Genomic DNA, 16,635 nt, shown 5'->3' with positions numbered 1-16,635 from the left:
ACCGTAATTTTTTTAAATTGAAAAGGTAAATACATGAAAAACTGGATCATAGTACTGTTATTGCTTTTTGCTGTAACTTCTTGTAAAACGAGGAATGCGGCAAAAAAGTCTAAAAATAGCATCAAAGTTGATAGTACATTCGTTCTGGAAAATGACCAGAATCCCAAAGATATCAATGAACCTATAAGAAATAAACTCCCGTTCTTTGAGCATGTGATCCCTATGCCGCAGTTTGAGCAGATCAAGATCAATAGCAAAGTTAATGTGGAGACAGGAAGCTTTATTCCTACTCTGGATGCCACAATTTATATTGAAAAAGATAAAAAAGTCTGGATGAATCTTCAGGCATTCATCATCACTGTCGCCCGCGGAATGGCAACCCCGGAAGGTATTAAAGGCCAGGATAAAACCAGCAAAACCTATATCGATTCTGATTTTGATTATTTAAATAATCTTCTGAATGTAAATTTCATTGATTACAAATCTTTGGAGAAAATACTTTTGGGGCGAACTTTTGTCAGAATTAATGATTCCCAGTTTACGCTCACTCAAAATTCACAAGGCTTTAAAATGGCATCCAATGTCAATCAGAAGATTGTCACCGATGAAAAGACCAGAGAATATAAAATTGTTCTGAACTACGATACAAATTATGACCTTTTAAATGTAAATCTTAAGGATGTTCTTTCTCCTGATGAGCTTGATGTGTCTTACAGCAACTGGGAAGAAATCAACGGAATCCGTTTACCAAGAAATGTTAAAATAATTATAAAAGGCTCAAAAAGCAGTCAGATTTTACTGGAAAATACGAAATTTGACTTTTCGAGGATGGATACACCATATTCTGTACCATCCAGTTATAAGAAAATTGAGATTAAATGATTAAAAAATTTAGCTTTTTAATAGGTATTTTATTGTTCACACTGCACCTTGGACAAAGCGGTAAAAAAGAACAGTTGCAAAAACAAAATGCTGAACTTAAAAAACAAATTGCACAGATCAATACAGATTTAGCAAAAACAAGAAACGAATCTAAACTTTCGATCGCCTATCTTGATAATGTTAATAAGAAACTGGCACTGAGAGAAAAGGTTTATAACAATACTCAAAAGGAAAAAAGATTTATTGAAGACGAAATCTATCTGCGTCAGCTGGAAATCAACCGTCAGAACAGAGAGCTGAAAATCCTGAGGGAAAATTATGCGAAAGTTCTTGTGAATGCATATAAAAATAAAGGGGTACAAAATAAAGTGACTTTTATTCTTTCTGCCAAAAATTTAGGAGAAGCAATACGCAGGGTTCAGTATCTAAAACAATATTCCGATTATCAGGATAAAAAAGCCGCAGAAATCACCACGGCAGCAGCAAAGATTAAGCAATCTATTGCACAGAAACAGAATTCTGTAAAGGAAAAAGCTAATCTTCTTGTCAATCAGCAAAAAGATTTAACGACGATCAATGCTGAAAGAGCCCAGAAAGAGCAACTTGTAGCAGAATTTAAGAAAAATGAATCAAAGCTTACCTCCGAACTCCGACAAAAACAGTCGCAATCCAAAGCGCTGGAAGGACAGATCAGGTCGATTATTGCTGAAGAGATAAGAATAGCCAAAGCAGAAGAAGAAGCCAGAAAAAAAGCTGAAGCTGAGAAAATACGTCTCGCCAAAATCGCGGCAGAAAGAGAAAAGGCCAGAATAGAGGCTGAAAATAAAGCACGGGCTGAAGCTTTGGAAAAAGAAAGGCTGGCCGCAGAAAATGAAGCGAGAAAAGCATCAGAACTCGCCGCCAAAAGAGCAGAAGAAGAAAGAAAGCGTAATGAAGATGCTGCCCGGTCAGAAGCAACAGCCAGAGATGAAGCAAGAAAAGTAGCCGCAAAAAAAGCGTCTGATGAAGCAGCAGCAAGAGCGAAAGAAGCCTCTGAAAAACTGGCTGCAGCAAGGGCTGCAGAAGCGGCATTAGCCAAAAAGAAAGAAGACGACAAAAAAGCAGCAGAAACAAAAGCAATGACCAATTATGGCGTGACCACTGTTGCCGGAAGCAATTTTGCAGACAACAAAGGAAGACTGGGCTATCCTGCTGATAAAATAGGACAAATCACACACCGTTTCGGAAGACACCCCCATCCTGTATTTAAAAATATTGATGAGGAAAATAATGGCATCAAGATCTCCGTACCGTCCGGCACACATGCAAGATCAGTATTTCCGGGAACTGTTTCATCTGTTTTGGCAAATAGTGACGGAACCAAAACCGTTATCCTTAAACATGGTAATTATTTCACCATTTATTCCAATTTGGGAAGTGTGAATGTATCAAAAGGGCAACAGGTTTCTGCAGGAACTCCTGTAGGTGTTATCGGACAGGATTTTGACGGCACCTATACTCTTGATTTCCAGGTATGGAACGGAAGTACACCGGTTGATCCTTTAGGTTGGGTTTCTTATTAAAAAAAGATTAACTTTGTAAAAAAATTAGCAATGAATACATTAACAATATTGTCATTATCATGGCAACACATCCTGATCGTAGCGATCATTCTTCTGTTGCTTTTCGGAGGTAAGAAAATCCCTGAATTAATGAGAGGAGTAGGTTCTGGTATCAAAGAATTCAAAGATGCTGTAAAGGAAGAGGACAAACCTGGTTCTGAAAACAAAACCACCAACAATAACTCTTCTAGCAACTAAAAATTCTTACAACTCAATGAATTTTACTGAGACCGCATGGAAAGTCTTCAATCAATCTATTGAAGATTATCACGTGTCTGATGACGTTAACACTCTAATTAATAACCCGTTCGAAAAAGATACTTTGGAACGGATTTTGTATGCAAAGAACTGGATTGATACCGTTCAATGGCATTTGGAAGATATAATTAGAGATGAAAATATTGATCCGGCTGAAGCTCTCCAACTTAAAAGAGCAATAGACGCTTCCAATCAGAAAAGAACTGATCTGGTAGAATTTATAGACAGCTGGTTTCTTAAAAAGTATGAAAGTGTAACTCCTAAACCTGACGCAAAAATCAATACTGAAACTATCGCATGGGCGGTAGACAGGCTATCAATTCTCGCACTCAAGGTTTATCATATGTCGTTAGAAGCTAGTAGAGATTCTGCATCGCAAGAGCACAGAGCCAATTGTCAGGCTAAATTAGATGTACTGCTTGCACAGCATGAAGATCTTTCAACTTCTATTAATCAGTTGCTTGCTGATATTGAGAACGGTGATGTTAAGATGAAAGTGTACAAACAAATGAAAATGTACAATGATGAAAGTCTTAACCCAGTCCTATATCAAAAGGGGCAGCAAAAATGAAACGATTTCTTTTTTTTGGAGTATTATTAACAATAACATCTTGTGCAACGGAAAAACCAAATTTTTCTCCGTTGTCTACCAGTTTTTATAGCGAAACAAAAGCATCTGATTCTGATAAAGAAGCAAAAAACAGTATTGATATTAATGTAAAAGGTAATGTCAATGCTTCCGAAATTTCCAATCTGATCGCAACTTTTCCACAATTCAAGAATACAGCTTTAAACAACGAAATTACAGCATTAAAGTACAGCTTACAGAATTATCTTTATGCAATAGACGCTGATAATCTGAATGGAAAAAATAAAGCTATGAAAGACTTCGAAAAATCTTATAAAAAAGTTCAGAAACTGAGAGTAAATCTTAACAAAGACGACAATGAAGTTCTTAACCGGTATCTCGTAAGATTAAAAACCAATGTTTCTGCAATTGAAGACTATATTAAGGGAAATTAAAACTAATTTAAGGGGTATTAATGATTAAAATTCAGGCGGAATCCAATGTTCCTACGGAATATGGTACTTTCCGAATGATAGCTTTATCCGAAAACGAGAATGACTGGATGCCTCATATGGCTATTATCGCAGAAAAGACAGATTTTTCAAAACCTGTAAATGTGCGTTTCCATTCAGAATGTATTACCGGAGAAGTTTTCCATTCAAAAAAATGTGAGTGTGGGCAGCAACTCGACGCGGCCATGAAATATATCCATGAAAATGGAGGAGTTATTATCTACCTGAGACAGGAAGGTAGAAATATCGGAATCATCAATAAACTAAAAGCATATTCTTTACAGGAAAAAGGATTTGATACGGTAGAAGCCAATCTAAAGCTTGGACTTCCCGCAGATGACAGAAATTTTGGCATTGCCATTGAAATCCTGAACTTGTTAGGTGTAAAAGATATTAATCTCCTTACCAACAATCCTGAAAAGGTAAAATATGTAGAAGAAAGCAATATTCATCTTAATTCGAGAATTCCTCTTCAAATTCCGGCCAACGAAATAAGCAGAGGTTATCTGCAAACAAAGAAAGACTATTTTGGTCATCTTCTTGATGACAACGATAAATAAAGCAAAAGCTCCGAAATAAATTCCGGAGCTTTTTTGTAATTATAAAAAACTGAAAAGATATATTTTAATTTACTTTAATGGTCTGTATTTTAGACTCATCAATGTTATAGTATTTAATTACGCTGTTGTAATCCTCATAGTTCACATTTGCATTTTTACCAGCACTTGCAGGAACCAATACAATTCTGAATCGTTGATTATTTAAATACTGAGTTGCTTCAGCTGAAGTAAGTCCTGTAGACAGATTAAAATTTTGATCATCTATACTAATTTGTACATTATTCGTATCAAAAACAAAATTATATTGAAATTCTCTGTTTGTAGGCATTCCTGTAGCATCTGGTAAATACATCATCTTTGGAATCAATTGCCAAGAATCACCTAAATATCTATAAACCAATACAACGTCAGTACCTTGGATGGCGATACCTTGTGTGAATGCATAACTATTTGAGCTAGTAAAAGATCCTACAACATCTTTTGATTGTGAGTAGGTATCAAAATCCTCATCATCCTTACAACTGAATATAAATAAACCTACGAAGGCTAATAGTAAAATTGGAAGAAATTTTTTCATTTTATAAAAGTTTAGTTATTGTTTGTTATTTATAAAGCGTATTCAAATCATATACCAAAAAATTCAAAAACATTGTTTTGCTCATTTTTTTAATTGTATTTTTGTTATTATTCAAAAAATATGAAGAAACTGGTTCGTACGTTGTTTTTTGTTTTTTTATTATTGAGCTCAAAAATTGCAGCCCAATATGTTCCGCAGAATCTCTCAAAAGAAGATCTTAAGAAAGCAAATCACTGGGTAGATAAAACCTACAGAAATCTTTCGCAGGACGAAAAGCTCGGACAGTTATTTATTGTGGCACTGTACACCAATAAGGGTGAAAGTGAAATCAGTAATGTAAGAAATATTGTTACCAACGAAAAAATAGGCGGCCTGATCCTGATGCAGGATGATGCAGCAAGAGAAATAAACTTGGTCAACGAATTTCAGCAGAAATCAAAAGTTCCTTTGATGATCGGGATGGATGCTGAATGGGGAATATATCAGAGGATTGCTGCCGCACACAAATTTCCGTGGGCAATGACATTGGGGGCCATTCAGGATAAAAACCTGATCCGTCAGATGGCTGCCAAAATTGCGGAAGATTGCCACAGAATGGGCATCAATTGGGATTTCGCACCCGTTGTAGACGTAAATACGAATCCTAATAATCCAATTATCGGAAACAGAAGTTTCGGATCTGAGGTTAATAATGTGATCAATTCGGCTTTGGCTTATGCGAACGGACTTCAGGACAATACTATTTTAGCAGCCATCAAACATTTTCCGGGACATGGTGATACAAGCACGGATTCTCATCTGGACCTGCCGGTAGTTTCCCATAATCTGGAAAGGCTGAATACCGTTGAGCTCGCTCCTTTTAAAGCATTAATGAATAAAGGCATTGGCGGCGTAATGGTGGCGCATTTATATGTTCCGAGCCTGGAATCCGGAAAAGGAATTCCTGCTTCGGTTTCGAAAAATATCATTACCGGCTTGCTGAAAGATCAATTGGGATATAAAGGATTAATTATTACGGACGCTCTCAATATGGGTGCAGTGGCCAACAAATACAAACCAGGCGAACTGGATGCCATGGCTTTTAAAGCAGGAAATGATATCATGCTTTTTTCTCAGGGTGTAGCAGAAGGAAAGAAACTGATTCAGAAAGCGATTGACAACGGTGAAATTCCGCAATCAAGGGTAGAAGAAAGTGTAAAGAAGATTCTCCTGACAAAATACTTTTTAGGGTTAGACAAATACAGTCCAAAAAATCCGGACAATATCAATTCAGATTTAAATAATGATTCGCACAAAGTGTTGGTTCAAAATTTATATGCTAATGCTTTAACATTATTAAAAGATGAAAAGAACTTACTTCCATTACAAGGCAAACAGGTTTATTATGTTCCTTTAGAAGAAGCCCCGTACCAGACATTTGCCAATGAAATGGGTACTGAGATCATCATTAAAAAAGCAAATGAAATCAGCACAATCCCAGCAAATTCTATCGTGATTGTAGGATTCCATAAAGATAATTCAACAGCGTATAAGCCTTACAAAATTTCTGACGCGTCAAAAAAGATTTTATCTGAATTTACTAAAAATCAAAATGTAATTCTTAGTGTTTTCGGAAGTGCCTATGCTTTGAAAGATATTGATATTTCAAAAGTTTCCACGGTGTTGGTTGCTTATGAGAACAATGATGATTCTATGACGGCTACCGCCAAAGCTTTAAAAGGGCAGACAAAAATATGGGGCAGGCTACCTGTTTTGGTAAATGATGAATTAAAAGCAGGGATGGGAATTGATTTGAATAGTTCACAAAACTAAATCCTAAAAAAACAAATGATGTTAAAAATGATTAAACTTTTGGCTGCTTTAGTTGTTACTTTTTCCTTCAACATAAAAGCGCAACAATTTGATGCTACTTTATACTTTTTAGACGGAAGCAAAAGAACAGGAAAGGCTGATATGGTGTCTAATCAAGAGCCTAAATTAGCATTCATAGAAAATGGCTCTAAAAAGAAAGAAAAAATTAAGGTTAATTTACTAGATAAAGTTGAATATATTAATCCGGAAAACAAACAGCCTGTGACCGCAGAATATAAGGAATATATTTATTACTTTTTGTCTGATAAACCTAAAACCAGTTATTGTTGGATGAACAAAATAGATTCAGGCGAAATTTCAACGTATGTTGCCTACGCCTTTGATTCAGGAGCACATAACGGTTATCATTACACCGTAACCCCATCTTCACATGAATATTTCTTGTTCCAATATAAAGATGAAAAGCCTCAGATAATCTATATTAACAACAGTATTTTGACCCTTAATAAAAAGCAGATGCTAAGAAGAATGGTTAAAAATTTCTTCAAAGATAAATATCCAAAGCTTGTAAGTGACTTTGAAGCAGAGAAAATAGTAATTAAGAATAATAATCCAGAAGCACTGCGTCAGTATTATGAAAAAAACTGCAGTACAAACAATTAAAAAATACCACCAAAATAAATGAAAATAGGCATACTTTGCTATCCGACCTATGGCGGAAGCGGAATCGTAGCAACTGAATTGGGAATGTCTCTTGCCAACAAAGGCTATGAGGTTCATTTTATCAGCAATGCGCTGCCGGCGAGATTAGATATTACCAATCCGAATATTTTCTTTCACAGGGTAAATGTTCAGACCTATCCGCTTTTCCAGTATCAGCCTTATGATATTGCGTTGAGCTCGATGATCTATCGTGTGGTGAATCTTTATAAACTGGATTTGCTTCATGCCCATTATGCCATTCCGTACGCTTATGCAGCTTTTACGGCGAAGCAGATGCTGAAAGAAGACGATAATGATATTCCATTGGTCACTACCCTTCACGGAACCGATATTACACTCGTTGGACAACACCCGAGCTATAAACATGCGGTAGAGTTTTCGATCAATCAATCCGATGCCATTACTTCGGTTTCCGAGAGTTTAAAGAGAGACACCCTTCAGTTCTTTAAAATCAAAAAGGAAATCCAGGTGATTACCAACTTTATCGACAATTCTGAATTTGAGGAGCGCAATGAATGCCAGCGAACACAGTTTGCCAACCCGGATGAAAAAATTCTTATTCACGTCTCCAACTTACGACCGGTAAAAAGGGTGAATGAAGTATTGCAGATTTTCAAAAATGTTCAGAAAAAGGTAAAATCAAAATTAATCATCATTGGCGAAGGCCCGGATATGGAAAAAGTCAATCAGTTTCTGGAAGAAAATTCTGATCTGATCTCAAAGATCCGTCTGCTCGGAAAAGTAAATGACCTGTACCGGATTCTTCAGCTTTCCGACGTATTCTTATTACCCTCCGAACAGGAAAGTTTTGGATTGGCTGCATTAGAAGCAATGGCTGCCAACACACCTGTGATCAGCTCCAATGCAGGCGGAATTCCGGAAGTGAATATTCAAGGGGAAACCGGATTTTTAGCAGAAATCGGCAATGTGGAAGCCATGAGCAACTACACGATCAAGCTGCTGAGCAATGAAGAGCTTTTAAACAAAATGAAGAAAAACGCGAAAGAACAGGCCATCAAATTTGATTTAAAAAACATTCTTCCGATCTATGAGGAAATGTACAGAACGACTATCGAAAATTTTAAAAGGGAGTTGACGAAAGCATAATCATTTTTTATCGTGTAAAATACAGGCTGCATTTCTTGACAATGTGGCCTTTTTTATTGCTTTATTCCGATTAGACTTATTTTTTAAACACAAATCTTAATATTCATTAAAATTATAAATCCATTTAATATTTTAAATTAATAAATTTCATATTACGCTGATTTTTAAATATTTAAATGACGCTACAAAGTTTTTTATTATTTTAGTTTCCTTAATTAAAAATTATAAATGATGAGTGCAAACAATCAAATCAGTGTAGAAATTCCGAAGGCAGTACTTGATGAAGTAGCGCAAAAACTACAGGACTGCAAAACATTATTAGCACCCTATCTACAGGGGCTAACAGTAGACCAGAGAAAAAAGCTTTTTAAAATGGGTGACAAAACCGTTGCTACCGTACAGAAAGTAAAAGATTATCTCGAAACCAATCCTGAATTTGCGCCGGCCTATATGGACAAAACAGAATTTCTGAAAGATGAAGCCGTGGTTACCGGTCTTAGCCCATTAGGAAATCTGGCAACTCAACTGGCTTCTGACATAGCCGACACGATAACGATCGCTGGAAGTGAGGCTTTAATCTCTGCCTTGTTTTATTACGGAACGACCAAAGAAGCTGCCGATAAAGGGATTGCTTCCGCGAAACCAATTTACGACGATCTTAGCCAAAGATTTGTAAGAAAGGGAAACAAAGCTGTTCCTAAAAAAGAATAACTGATCATTTCTTATCTGAAAAACGACTCTTTTATACTCGTCATTGAGTGTAAAAGAGTCGTTTTTGAATATAAAAGACTCAACGTTGTCACAAAAGACTCACCAACGAGGTAAAAAGACTCAAAAACCAGTCTTTGAGACTCGTTTTTGAGATAAAAAGACTCAACCGCCAGTCTTTTTGCCTCAACGGCGAGTGTTTTAGTCTGTTTTCTGTTGAGACCGCAAAAGATTGATTATAAAAAGGCTGGTTTGTAGCCAGAAAAAGTTATGTAAATAACGTAAGATTATTATTCTCTGAATAAATCTCACAAAAATTCTTTCTCTTGAGGATATTCAAATTTCTGGGCAGTCTTTTTTTTACAAATAACACAAATTCCCTAAATTAGCCCAACACAAAAAAAACACTCATGACAGAAAAATTACTCCAATACCTTTGGAACTATAAGGTTTTTACGCATTTTGACTTCAAAGATATTGAAGGAAATCCCATTGAAATTTTAGATTTTGGAAAATGGAATACCAATTCCGGTCCGGATTTTCTAACGGCAAAAATAAAAGTCAATAATATCATTTTGGCCGGTCATATAGAGCTACATGTAAAAGCTTCTGACTGGATTTTTCATAATCATTCTCACGATCCCAATTATCAAAATATTATTCTGCACGTTGTTTACCACAACGATATGGAAATCGAAGAACTAAAGAATAAAAATGTTCCGACTCTTGAGTTAAAAAGCTACATCGATCAGAATATTCTCTGGAAATACGAAAAACTGTTGAGCGGAAACCAGTTCATCGCTTGTGAGAATATCATTAATTCTGATAAAATTCCGATGCATTTTCATGAAGAAAATGTTCTTAAGAAACTCCATGAGAAATCTACCGAACTGGAAAAAAGTCTTGACAAGTTTAAAAACAATTTTGAAGCGATATTGTTTCATAGTCTTGCCTACTCGTTTGGATTGAAAGTCAATGCCGATATTTTCAGGCACCTTGCAGAAAGCATTGATTTTACTATTGTCCTTAAAATCAGCCGAAACAAAACACAGTTGGAAGCTTTACTATTCGGAATTTCCGGATGGCTGGAAAGTCCACAGGATGAAACAATGAAAATCTGGAAACGGGAGTTTGATTTCCTGAAAGCAAAATTCAACATATCTGAATTGAAATTTCATCCCAAATTTTTAAGGCTTCGTCCGCCCAATTTTCCGACCATTCGCCTGGCGCAGTTTGCTGATTTATACCATCAACATCAGAATTTATTTTCCAGGATCATTCATATCAAATCATCTGAAGAATTATTCGATTTATTTAAGAACGTAAAAGCATCTGAATACTGGGACAAACATTTCAATTTCGGGAAAATTTCCAGTGTTGAGCAGCCAAAAGTCATCAGCAGAGATTTTATTGAGCTGGTTATACTGAATACGGTATTACCACTAAAATATACGTACCATAAATATCACAATGAAGAAATTGCAGATCAGATGCTTGCTTTTTATAAAAGCCTTCCTGCAGAAAAGAATTCCATTATCGACAGCTGGAAGAAAATAAAAATCGAAATCCCGACTTCACTGGAAAGCCAGAGTTTGCTTTATCACTTCAATCATACCTGTGTTGAGAAAAATTGCTTAAATTGCGGTATTGGATTTAAACTTTTAAAAGAATTTTAACATGCTAGACAACATCCGTCACAAAATGGAAAGAGAATGGTTCGGTGTTCTTACCAGAACCGGCGCAAAATTGGGTATTCCCGTATCCAAGCTCAGGGTTTTCTTTATCTATTCTACTTTTGCTACGGCTGGTTTCTTCTTTTTAATTTATCTCGGATTGGCCTTTACACTTTGGGTGAAAGATATTTTCATCACGAGACGACCTAATGTTTTTGATCTATAACTATGGAATTTTTACAGATTACATCCTCTGAAGACTACAGAGTAAAGGAGATTTATGATGCTTACTGCTCCACTTTTCCTGAAGATGAAAGAAGAGATTGGGATAAACTTGCCACGTTATTTTCACATCCGAAGGTGAAAATAATTTCCGTACTGCATGAGTCTGAAAATATAGGTTATCTTATCCTGTGGGAACTCAGTAACTATACTTTTGTAGAGCATTTTGAAGTTTTTGAAAAATTCCGAAGCCAAAAACTGGGTTCATCCATTACCAAATATCTTTTTGAAAATTATCCAAGAATAATTCTTGAAATAGAACCTGAACATGCAGGTGAAGACGCAGCGAGACGCTACTCATTCTATCAGAGAAAGGGCTTTCGACTGATCGATGAAATGTACGTACAGCCAAGTTACGGAAAAGATAAAAAACCATTGGATCTATGGCTGCTCTCTAACTACAATCCTGAAAATTTAAAAGAAATCAAAGACGAGATTTACGATATCGTTTATCATTAAAAAGCTCTTATCAAGCATCGAATTTACTTTTTATTACTTTCTTTTAATCTTTTTAAGAAAACAGGAAAGCATTCATCCATTCTTGATAAAGCACCTGTCAAATTTTTAGCTCTTATAAAAGTTCTTGTCTGAGGCTTATCCAGGAAAGAAAACTCGATAAACTCTGAAATTCTTTCTCTGGGAATTCCTTCTTTTGTAAAGTAATCGTCCTCTACCCTTTCCCTGATCCACACAATATCTTCCTGAAGATCGTCGTACCTGTATTGGCGTTTCATTCTTCTGGCATCTCCACTGACAAGATCATATAATCCCTGGATATTCAGATTTCCTAAAAGTATCGGAAACAAAACCTGCTTCACATTAGCCGGTTCTTCCCTCATTTTTCCTTTCGGCTCGGGAAGTCCTACGGCATCTTCTACGATTTTTCCTTTATCAATTTTTGCAACTGCCCGGGAATCTTTTGCAATGTCACCGGTGATTTTGGTCACCTCAACCTCTTCAATAGGCTGGGCAACCCGTATCAGTTTTATATTCAGATTTTTATTGATAAGATATTTCGCCTGTATCGAAGATCTTTCAAATCCTGCACGCACAAAACGGATCTCATCTTCCGGTGCAGCTTCTATGGAAAAACTTCCGTCTGAAGCGGTGTACGTTTTTTTATCTGAAGATATATTCATAATGGTGACAGCAGGCAGAACCACTCCATCTTCATCAGTGATCGTAGCTTTCACAATTTCCTGTGAAAATATATTTAAAAACGGAAATAAGAGAAAAAGTAAAAGTTTTATCTTCATCACTTTTTTAAATTGTGCTAAAAATTTATGGAGTTTTGTATGCAGAAATCCTATTCAGCACCGCATTTCTGAACCTGTTCATATCTGCTTCGGTTACATATCCGTATTTCAGAATATTCTTTCTTTCGAAGCCCGTTCTCAGGATATAAAGAATAAAATGCTGTATCTGAGCTTTATCAATCTTAAGATCTTGAAAAAACTCATTTCCAAGGGAATTCTGAAGATAATTCATCAGATCTATATCATCCCACTTGTTTTTAACTTTTCCGATTGAGAATACCCCTTTAGTGACCGGCTGTACAAACTCACCAGGTCTCGGTGCCAAAACGGAAGGGTCGGATCTACGGGACATATAAACAGCAAGGTCACTTTTAAGCTTCTGTACTTTCCGCGGTGCATTCAGGTTTTTGGAATCAATTTTAATATCTCCTGTGATCTCTTTTTTTATTTCAACTTCTGCGATTAATGTCGCGGCTTTTATAAGGGTTATGTTAACCGGCGCACTGATGTTGTCATTTGTAATTTTCCTGTTTGCCCTTTCGTATCCGTTCTTTACAAAGCGAAGTTCATCGCCGCTTCTTCCGGAAATCATAAAATGGCCGTCCCGGTTGGTAAAAACCCTTTCATCAGTTCTAATATTGATGACCGTTACATCAGGAATTTCAGCGTTATCTTCAGAAATCACTTTTCCGAAGATGTAATCCTGAGCTTTGGCATTGATAAAAAAAACAGTTAATAAAATAAAGAATAGTTTAATTTTCACGGAAAGTTTTTTGTTAGAGCAAAACTAAAATTATTTTTAAATATTACGTAAAGTTTAACCACACTTAACTCGTTTTAGGATTTCTTTTAGATTTTTCTTTCCAAAACTGTTAAATCACCAACCCGAATTGTTAAAATTTCATTTAAAAATTAATTAACTTGCAGATTGAATTCTACTCAAAATGCAAAATTCTTACACAGTCATCAACGCTTCAGCAGGCTCAGGGAAAACATATGCCCTCGTGCAGCGTCTTTTGATGATCTGTCTCCGCTATCCAAACCAGCAACAGTCGATCAGGAATATTCTTGCGCTGACTTTTACCAACAAGGCAGCCAATGAAATGAAAGAAAGAATCCTTACGTGGCTTGGAAATTTTTCCTCAGAAGACTTTGCAAATAATGGAGATCTTAAGAATATTCAGAAAGCATTTGAGCAGGAAGGATTAAAAATTACGATTGATGAACTGCATATCCGTGCCAAAAAGCTGCTGGATTATGTTCTTCATAACTATTCTACTCTAAATATCGGAACGATTGACCGTTTCAATTCACGATTGGTGAGAAGTTTCTCTTATGAATTAGGATTAGCAAAAAACTTCAACCTCGAAATTGAAGCCGAACCTTTCCTGATAGAAGCAGTAGACAAAATGCTCGACCAGATCGGAGAAAATGAAGCTATTTCCGAGTCTTTCATGGATTATGTTGACTACAGCCTGGAGAATAATGAAAGGATCAATTTAAATAAAAACCTTTATGATTCAGCGAAAGAATTTGTAAAAGATATTCACTACGAACATCTTAAAAACAATAAAGATTTCGACAGTACGAATTATGAAAATATAAAAAATACGCTCCGTAAAGAGATTGTATTATATAAAAAACAAGCATCTGAACTTGCAGAAAAATCAATTGAATTATTCAGATCAAGAAATATTGAGATTGAAGATTTTGCACAGGGAAAAAACGGGATCGGCGGATTTTTCACCAAGGTTCTGGACTTTTACCAGCAAAAACGTCCTGGTTTTCCGTTTCCGACTACCGCAGAAGAATCTGTGGTAAACAATTACCGTAAAGGAGCATCTGCAAAATCGAAACATAAGGAAACTGATATTTTGGAAATTCTGGATGAATTGCTGGAAAACAGAATGAAGCTGATTCTTCTTTATATTGAAACACAGAAAAAGGAGAAAATTTTATCGGCGCTTTTACCGCTGAAAGTAAATAAAGACATCCAGGATGAATTGAGGAAAATCGAGCAGGAGAATGATCTTGTTTTACTCAGTAAATTCAATATCCTGATCAATGAAAATCTCCGAAATGAGCCTTCTGCTTTTATTTATGAAAAAGTAGGTTCGCAGTTTCAGCATTATTTTTTTGATGAGTTTCAGGATACCTCCGAACTGCAGTGGCAGAATTTTCTTCCGCTGAGAGATCATTCGATTTCGACGGAAAATACTTCATTCACATTGGTTGGTGATCCTAAACAGAGTATTTACCGTTTCCGTGGAGGAGAAAGTAAGTTGATGCTTGATATTATTAACAAAAAAGAAATTTCTCCTAAAGAAGCAGAGCTTCTGGTATTAAAAGACAATTGGCGCAGTGCTCAGAATATTGTCCGTTTCAATAATGATCTGTACCGATTTCATTCTGAAATTCTGGAAGAAGAACACAAAAACATTTTCGGGACAGATGCGGAACAAAGCCCGAAATCATCTATGGAAGGCCGGGTGAAAGTGAATCTGATTGAGAATCTCACCAATGACGATTTTTACAATGATACTTCGGAAAGAATGCGTAAAGATATCCAGGAAAGTCTGGATAACGGCTTTAAATTTTCTGACATTACCATTCTCTGCCGTGGAAACTTCGATATTTTCAGCTATTCTCAGAAGCTGGGAAATCTGAAAGTTTTTTATAAAGGTGAAGAAACCAATATCAAAACCATTTCTGATAAAGGTCTTACCCTGGAACTTTCAAACACATTAAAAGCGGTCATTGAATTTCTGAAATGGGAAGTCAATCCGAAAAACAAATCGAATCTGATCATGATGATGTATTACCTGAATCAGCTGGGAAGAATACATATGAATGATTTCACGCTGGAGATGAAAGAAATTCTTGATATTAATGCTCATGAGGAGGTTTTACTATTCATTCAGAACAAATATTCATTAAAGCTTAAGCAAGATCATTTTCCAAGATTTAATCTCTACAATTTTGTGGAATACTATATCAATGAATTTTCTGTTGAAAATAAAGAGACTGACTTTTTGTTGAATTTTCTTGAAATGCTGTTTAACTTTACCCAAAATGCAGGTGCCAGCACAAAAGAATTTTTAAAATATTGGGATGAAGAAGCTTCTTCCTATACGATTCAGGCTTCCGAGAATATTGATGCGGTGCAGATCATGACGATCCATAAAGCAAAAGGTCTTGAATTTCCTATTGTTTTTATTCCGATGATGAATAAGAACCGCGATGCTGAATTTACCAACTGGTTTGAAACCTCACAGGATACTGCTCTGAAGTCGGTCAATATTAATCAATTCAACAAAAATCTGGAAATTTACGATGAAGAGATTCAGAAATTTAACAAGCAAAATTCCTACAAAAATTTTGTAGACCGGCTTTGCCTGCAATATGTTGCCACCACCCGGCCCGTAGAGCAGCTGTTCTTTTATATTCAAAAAGCCAATAAAACCTCGAATAATCTGGAATTGCTGGAATTTCTACAGTCAAAAAACACCGAGAATCTTGATGAGTTTGATCTTTATGAAGTGAATCCTGAACAGTTGAAAAAACATTCAAAAGAGAAAACCACTTCTTTTAAAACCAAAGACATCCGTGTCCTGAAAAATATCAGCGAGAATACAACTTCGATCAAAATTGCAACACCATCTAAAAATTACCAGGTTCGAAACGAAAAAGTGAGGATCGGTCTTTTTGTGCACGAGCTTTTATCACAGATCAATACAAAAAAAGACATTCCTAAAGTTCTGGAATGCTATATTCTTGAAGGCCAAATCACCATTGAGGAAAGCCATACGATAAAGCAGGAGCTGGAAAAAATCGTAGAAACACACAGCGAATTTTTCGATGAAAAATGGGAAGTGATTAATGAAAAAGATATTATGATTTCGGAAAACGGAGAAAGCAGGGTGTACAGACCTGACCGTATTTTAAAGAGTGACGAAGATTATATTATTGTTGATTTTAAGACAGGGGAAGAGTCCGCCAAAGATGAACGTCAGATCGAAAATTATAAAAATATTCTTGAAAAGTTGGGAAGAAAGGTATTGAAAACACAACTTATTTATCTGTAAGATGGATCTGAATTTCTTAACTGAATTATAG

The 16,635-nt window shown here is 35.9% G+C and carries 17 protein-coding genes; 14 read left to right on the top strand and 3 right to left on the bottom strand.

Features of this window, described 5'->3' with window-relative positions; genetic code table 11:
• Positions 1 to 33: 33 nt before the first annotated feature.
• From lolB1 to ribA, 6 genes are read left to right on the top strand one after another with little or no spacing between them, the layout of a single operon-like run.
• Positions 34 to 882, top strand: coding sequence for a lipoprotein insertase outer membrane protein LolB1 (lolB1, locus tag AC3WV0_RS09645; protein ID WP_488845888.1), 849 nt, complete (start codon positions 34 to 36; stop codon positions 880 to 882).
• Positions 879 to 2,444: a peptidoglycan DD-metalloendopeptidase family protein gene (locus tag AC3WV0_RS09640; protein WP_488845887.1), complete on the top strand. Its 1,566-nt coding sequence runs from the start codon at positions 879 to 881 to the stop codon at positions 2,442 to 2,444. Before lolB1 ends, AC3WV0_RS09640 begins: the two co-directional genes overlap by 4 nt.
• 30 nt (positions 2,445 to 2,474) lie before the next feature.
• Positions 2,475 to 2,681, top strand: coding sequence for a twin-arginine translocase TatA/TatE family subunit (locus AC3WV0_RS09635; RefSeq protein ID WP_042721620.1), 207 nt, complete (start codon positions 2,475 to 2,477; stop codon positions 2,679 to 2,681).
• 16 nt (positions 2,682 to 2,697) lie between these two features.
• Complete coding sequence (locus tag AC3WV0_RS09630) at positions 2,698 to 3,312, top strand: DUF4254 domain-containing protein (RefSeq protein ID WP_488845886.1); 615 nt, start codon at positions 2,698 to 2,700, stop codon at positions 3,310 to 3,312.
• Positions 3,309 to 3,764 (top strand): hypothetical protein, encoded by a 456-nt coding sequence (locus tag AC3WV0_RS09625; protein WP_488845885.1) that lies wholly within the window; start codon positions 3,309 to 3,311, stop codon positions 3,762 to 3,764. Before AC3WV0_RS09630 ends, AC3WV0_RS09625 begins: the two co-directional genes overlap by 4 nt.
• Positions 3,765 to 3,784: 20 nt before the next feature.
• Complete coding sequence (ribA, locus tag AC3WV0_RS09620) at positions 3,785 to 4,381, top strand: GTP cyclohydrolase II (RefSeq protein ID WP_488845884.1); 597 nt, start codon at positions 3,785 to 3,787, stop codon at positions 4,379 to 4,381.
• Positions 4,382 to 4,445: 64 nt separating this feature from the next.
• Here the strand turns inward: ribA and AC3WV0_RS09615 are convergent, their stop codons facing one another.
• On the bottom strand, positions 4,446 to 4,958 hold the full coding sequence (locus AC3WV0_RS09615) for a hypothetical protein (protein ID WP_488845883.1): 513 nt from the start codon (positions 4,956 to 4,958) through the stop codon (positions 4,446 to 4,448).
• A 120-nt stretch (positions 4,959 to 5,078) separates the two neighbouring features.
• On the opposite strand from AC3WV0_RS09615, the gene AC3WV0_RS09610 reads away from it, so the two are divergent.
• The 7 genes from AC3WV0_RS09610 to AC3WV0_RS09580 all read left to right on the top strand — a co-directional run bounded on the left by AC3WV0_RS09610 (position 5,079) and on the right by AC3WV0_RS09580 (position 11,722).
• Complete coding sequence (locus AC3WV0_RS09610; RefSeq protein ID WP_488845882.1) at positions 5,079 to 6,770, top strand: glycoside hydrolase family 3 protein; 1,692 nt, start codon at positions 5,079 to 5,081, stop codon at positions 6,768 to 6,770.
• Between the two features lie 15 nt (positions 6,771 to 6,785).
• Positions 6,786 to 7,433 carry a hypothetical protein gene (locus AC3WV0_RS09605; RefSeq protein ID WP_488845881.1) on the top strand — a complete coding sequence of 216 codons (648 nt, stop codon included), beginning with the start codon at positions 6,786 to 6,788 and terminating at the stop codon, positions 7,431 to 7,433.
• 18 nt (positions 7,434 to 7,451) lie between these two features.
• Positions 7,452 to 8,600, top strand: coding sequence for an N-acetyl-alpha-D-glucosaminyl L-malate synthase BshA (bshA, locus tag AC3WV0_RS09600; RefSeq protein WP_488845880.1), 1,149 nt, complete (start codon positions 7,452 to 7,454; stop codon positions 8,598 to 8,600).
• Between the two features lie 228 nt (positions 8,601 to 8,828).
• Positions 8,829 to 9,311 (top strand): hypothetical protein, encoded by a 483-nt coding sequence (locus AC3WV0_RS09595; RefSeq protein ID WP_488845879.1) that lies wholly within the window; start codon positions 8,829 to 8,831, stop codon positions 9,309 to 9,311.
• Between the two features lie 407 nt (positions 9,312 to 9,718).
• A complete protein-coding gene (locus AC3WV0_RS09590; RefSeq protein ID WP_488845878.1) occupies positions 9,719 to 10,984 on the top strand; it encodes a DUF2851 family protein in 1,266 nt (421 codons plus the stop codon).
• Between the two features lies 1 nt (position 10,985).
• Positions 10,986 to 11,207 (top strand): PspC family transcriptional regulator, encoded by a 222-nt coding sequence (locus tag AC3WV0_RS09585; RefSeq protein ID WP_029297636.1) that lies wholly within the window; start codon positions 10,986 to 10,988, stop codon positions 11,205 to 11,207.
• A gap of 2 nt (positions 11,208 to 11,209) precedes the next feature.
• Positions 11,210 to 11,722 carry a GNAT family N-acetyltransferase gene (locus tag AC3WV0_RS09580; RefSeq protein WP_488845877.1) on the top strand — a complete coding sequence of 171 codons (513 nt, stop codon included), beginning with the start codon at positions 11,210 to 11,212 and terminating at the stop codon, positions 11,720 to 11,722.
• 23 nt (positions 11,723 to 11,745) lie between these two features.
• Here the strand turns inward: AC3WV0_RS09580 and AC3WV0_RS09575 are convergent, their stop codons facing one another.
• Together AC3WV0_RS09575 and AC3WV0_RS09570 are read right to left on the bottom strand one after the other, a co-directional pair.
• Positions 11,746 to 12,519 carry a carboxypeptidase-like regulatory domain-containing protein gene (locus AC3WV0_RS09575; protein ID WP_488845876.1) on the bottom strand — a complete coding sequence of 258 codons (774 nt, stop codon included), beginning with the start codon at positions 12,517 to 12,519 and terminating at the stop codon, positions 11,746 to 11,748.
• A gap of 25 nt (positions 12,520 to 12,544) precedes the next feature.
• A complete protein-coding gene (locus tag AC3WV0_RS09570) occupies positions 12,545 to 13,282 on the bottom strand; it encodes a carboxypeptidase-like regulatory domain-containing protein (protein ID WP_488845875.1) in 738 nt (245 codons plus the stop codon).
• Positions 13,283 to 13,463: 181 nt separating this feature from the next.
• Between AC3WV0_RS09570 and AC3WV0_RS09565 the strand changes: the two genes are divergently transcribed.
• Positions 13,464 to 16,604 (top strand): UvrD-helicase domain-containing protein, encoded by a 3,141-nt coding sequence (locus AC3WV0_RS09565; RefSeq protein ID WP_488845874.1) that lies wholly within the window; start codon positions 13,464 to 13,466, stop codon positions 16,602 to 16,604.
• Positions 16,605 to 16,635 lie beyond the last annotated feature (31 nt).

This window comes from Chryseobacterium sp. 27AL, assembly GCF_057815395.1.
The sequence above is the reverse complement of the archived record's forward strand: the minus strand, read 5'-3'. Positions and strand labels throughout refer to the sequence as shown.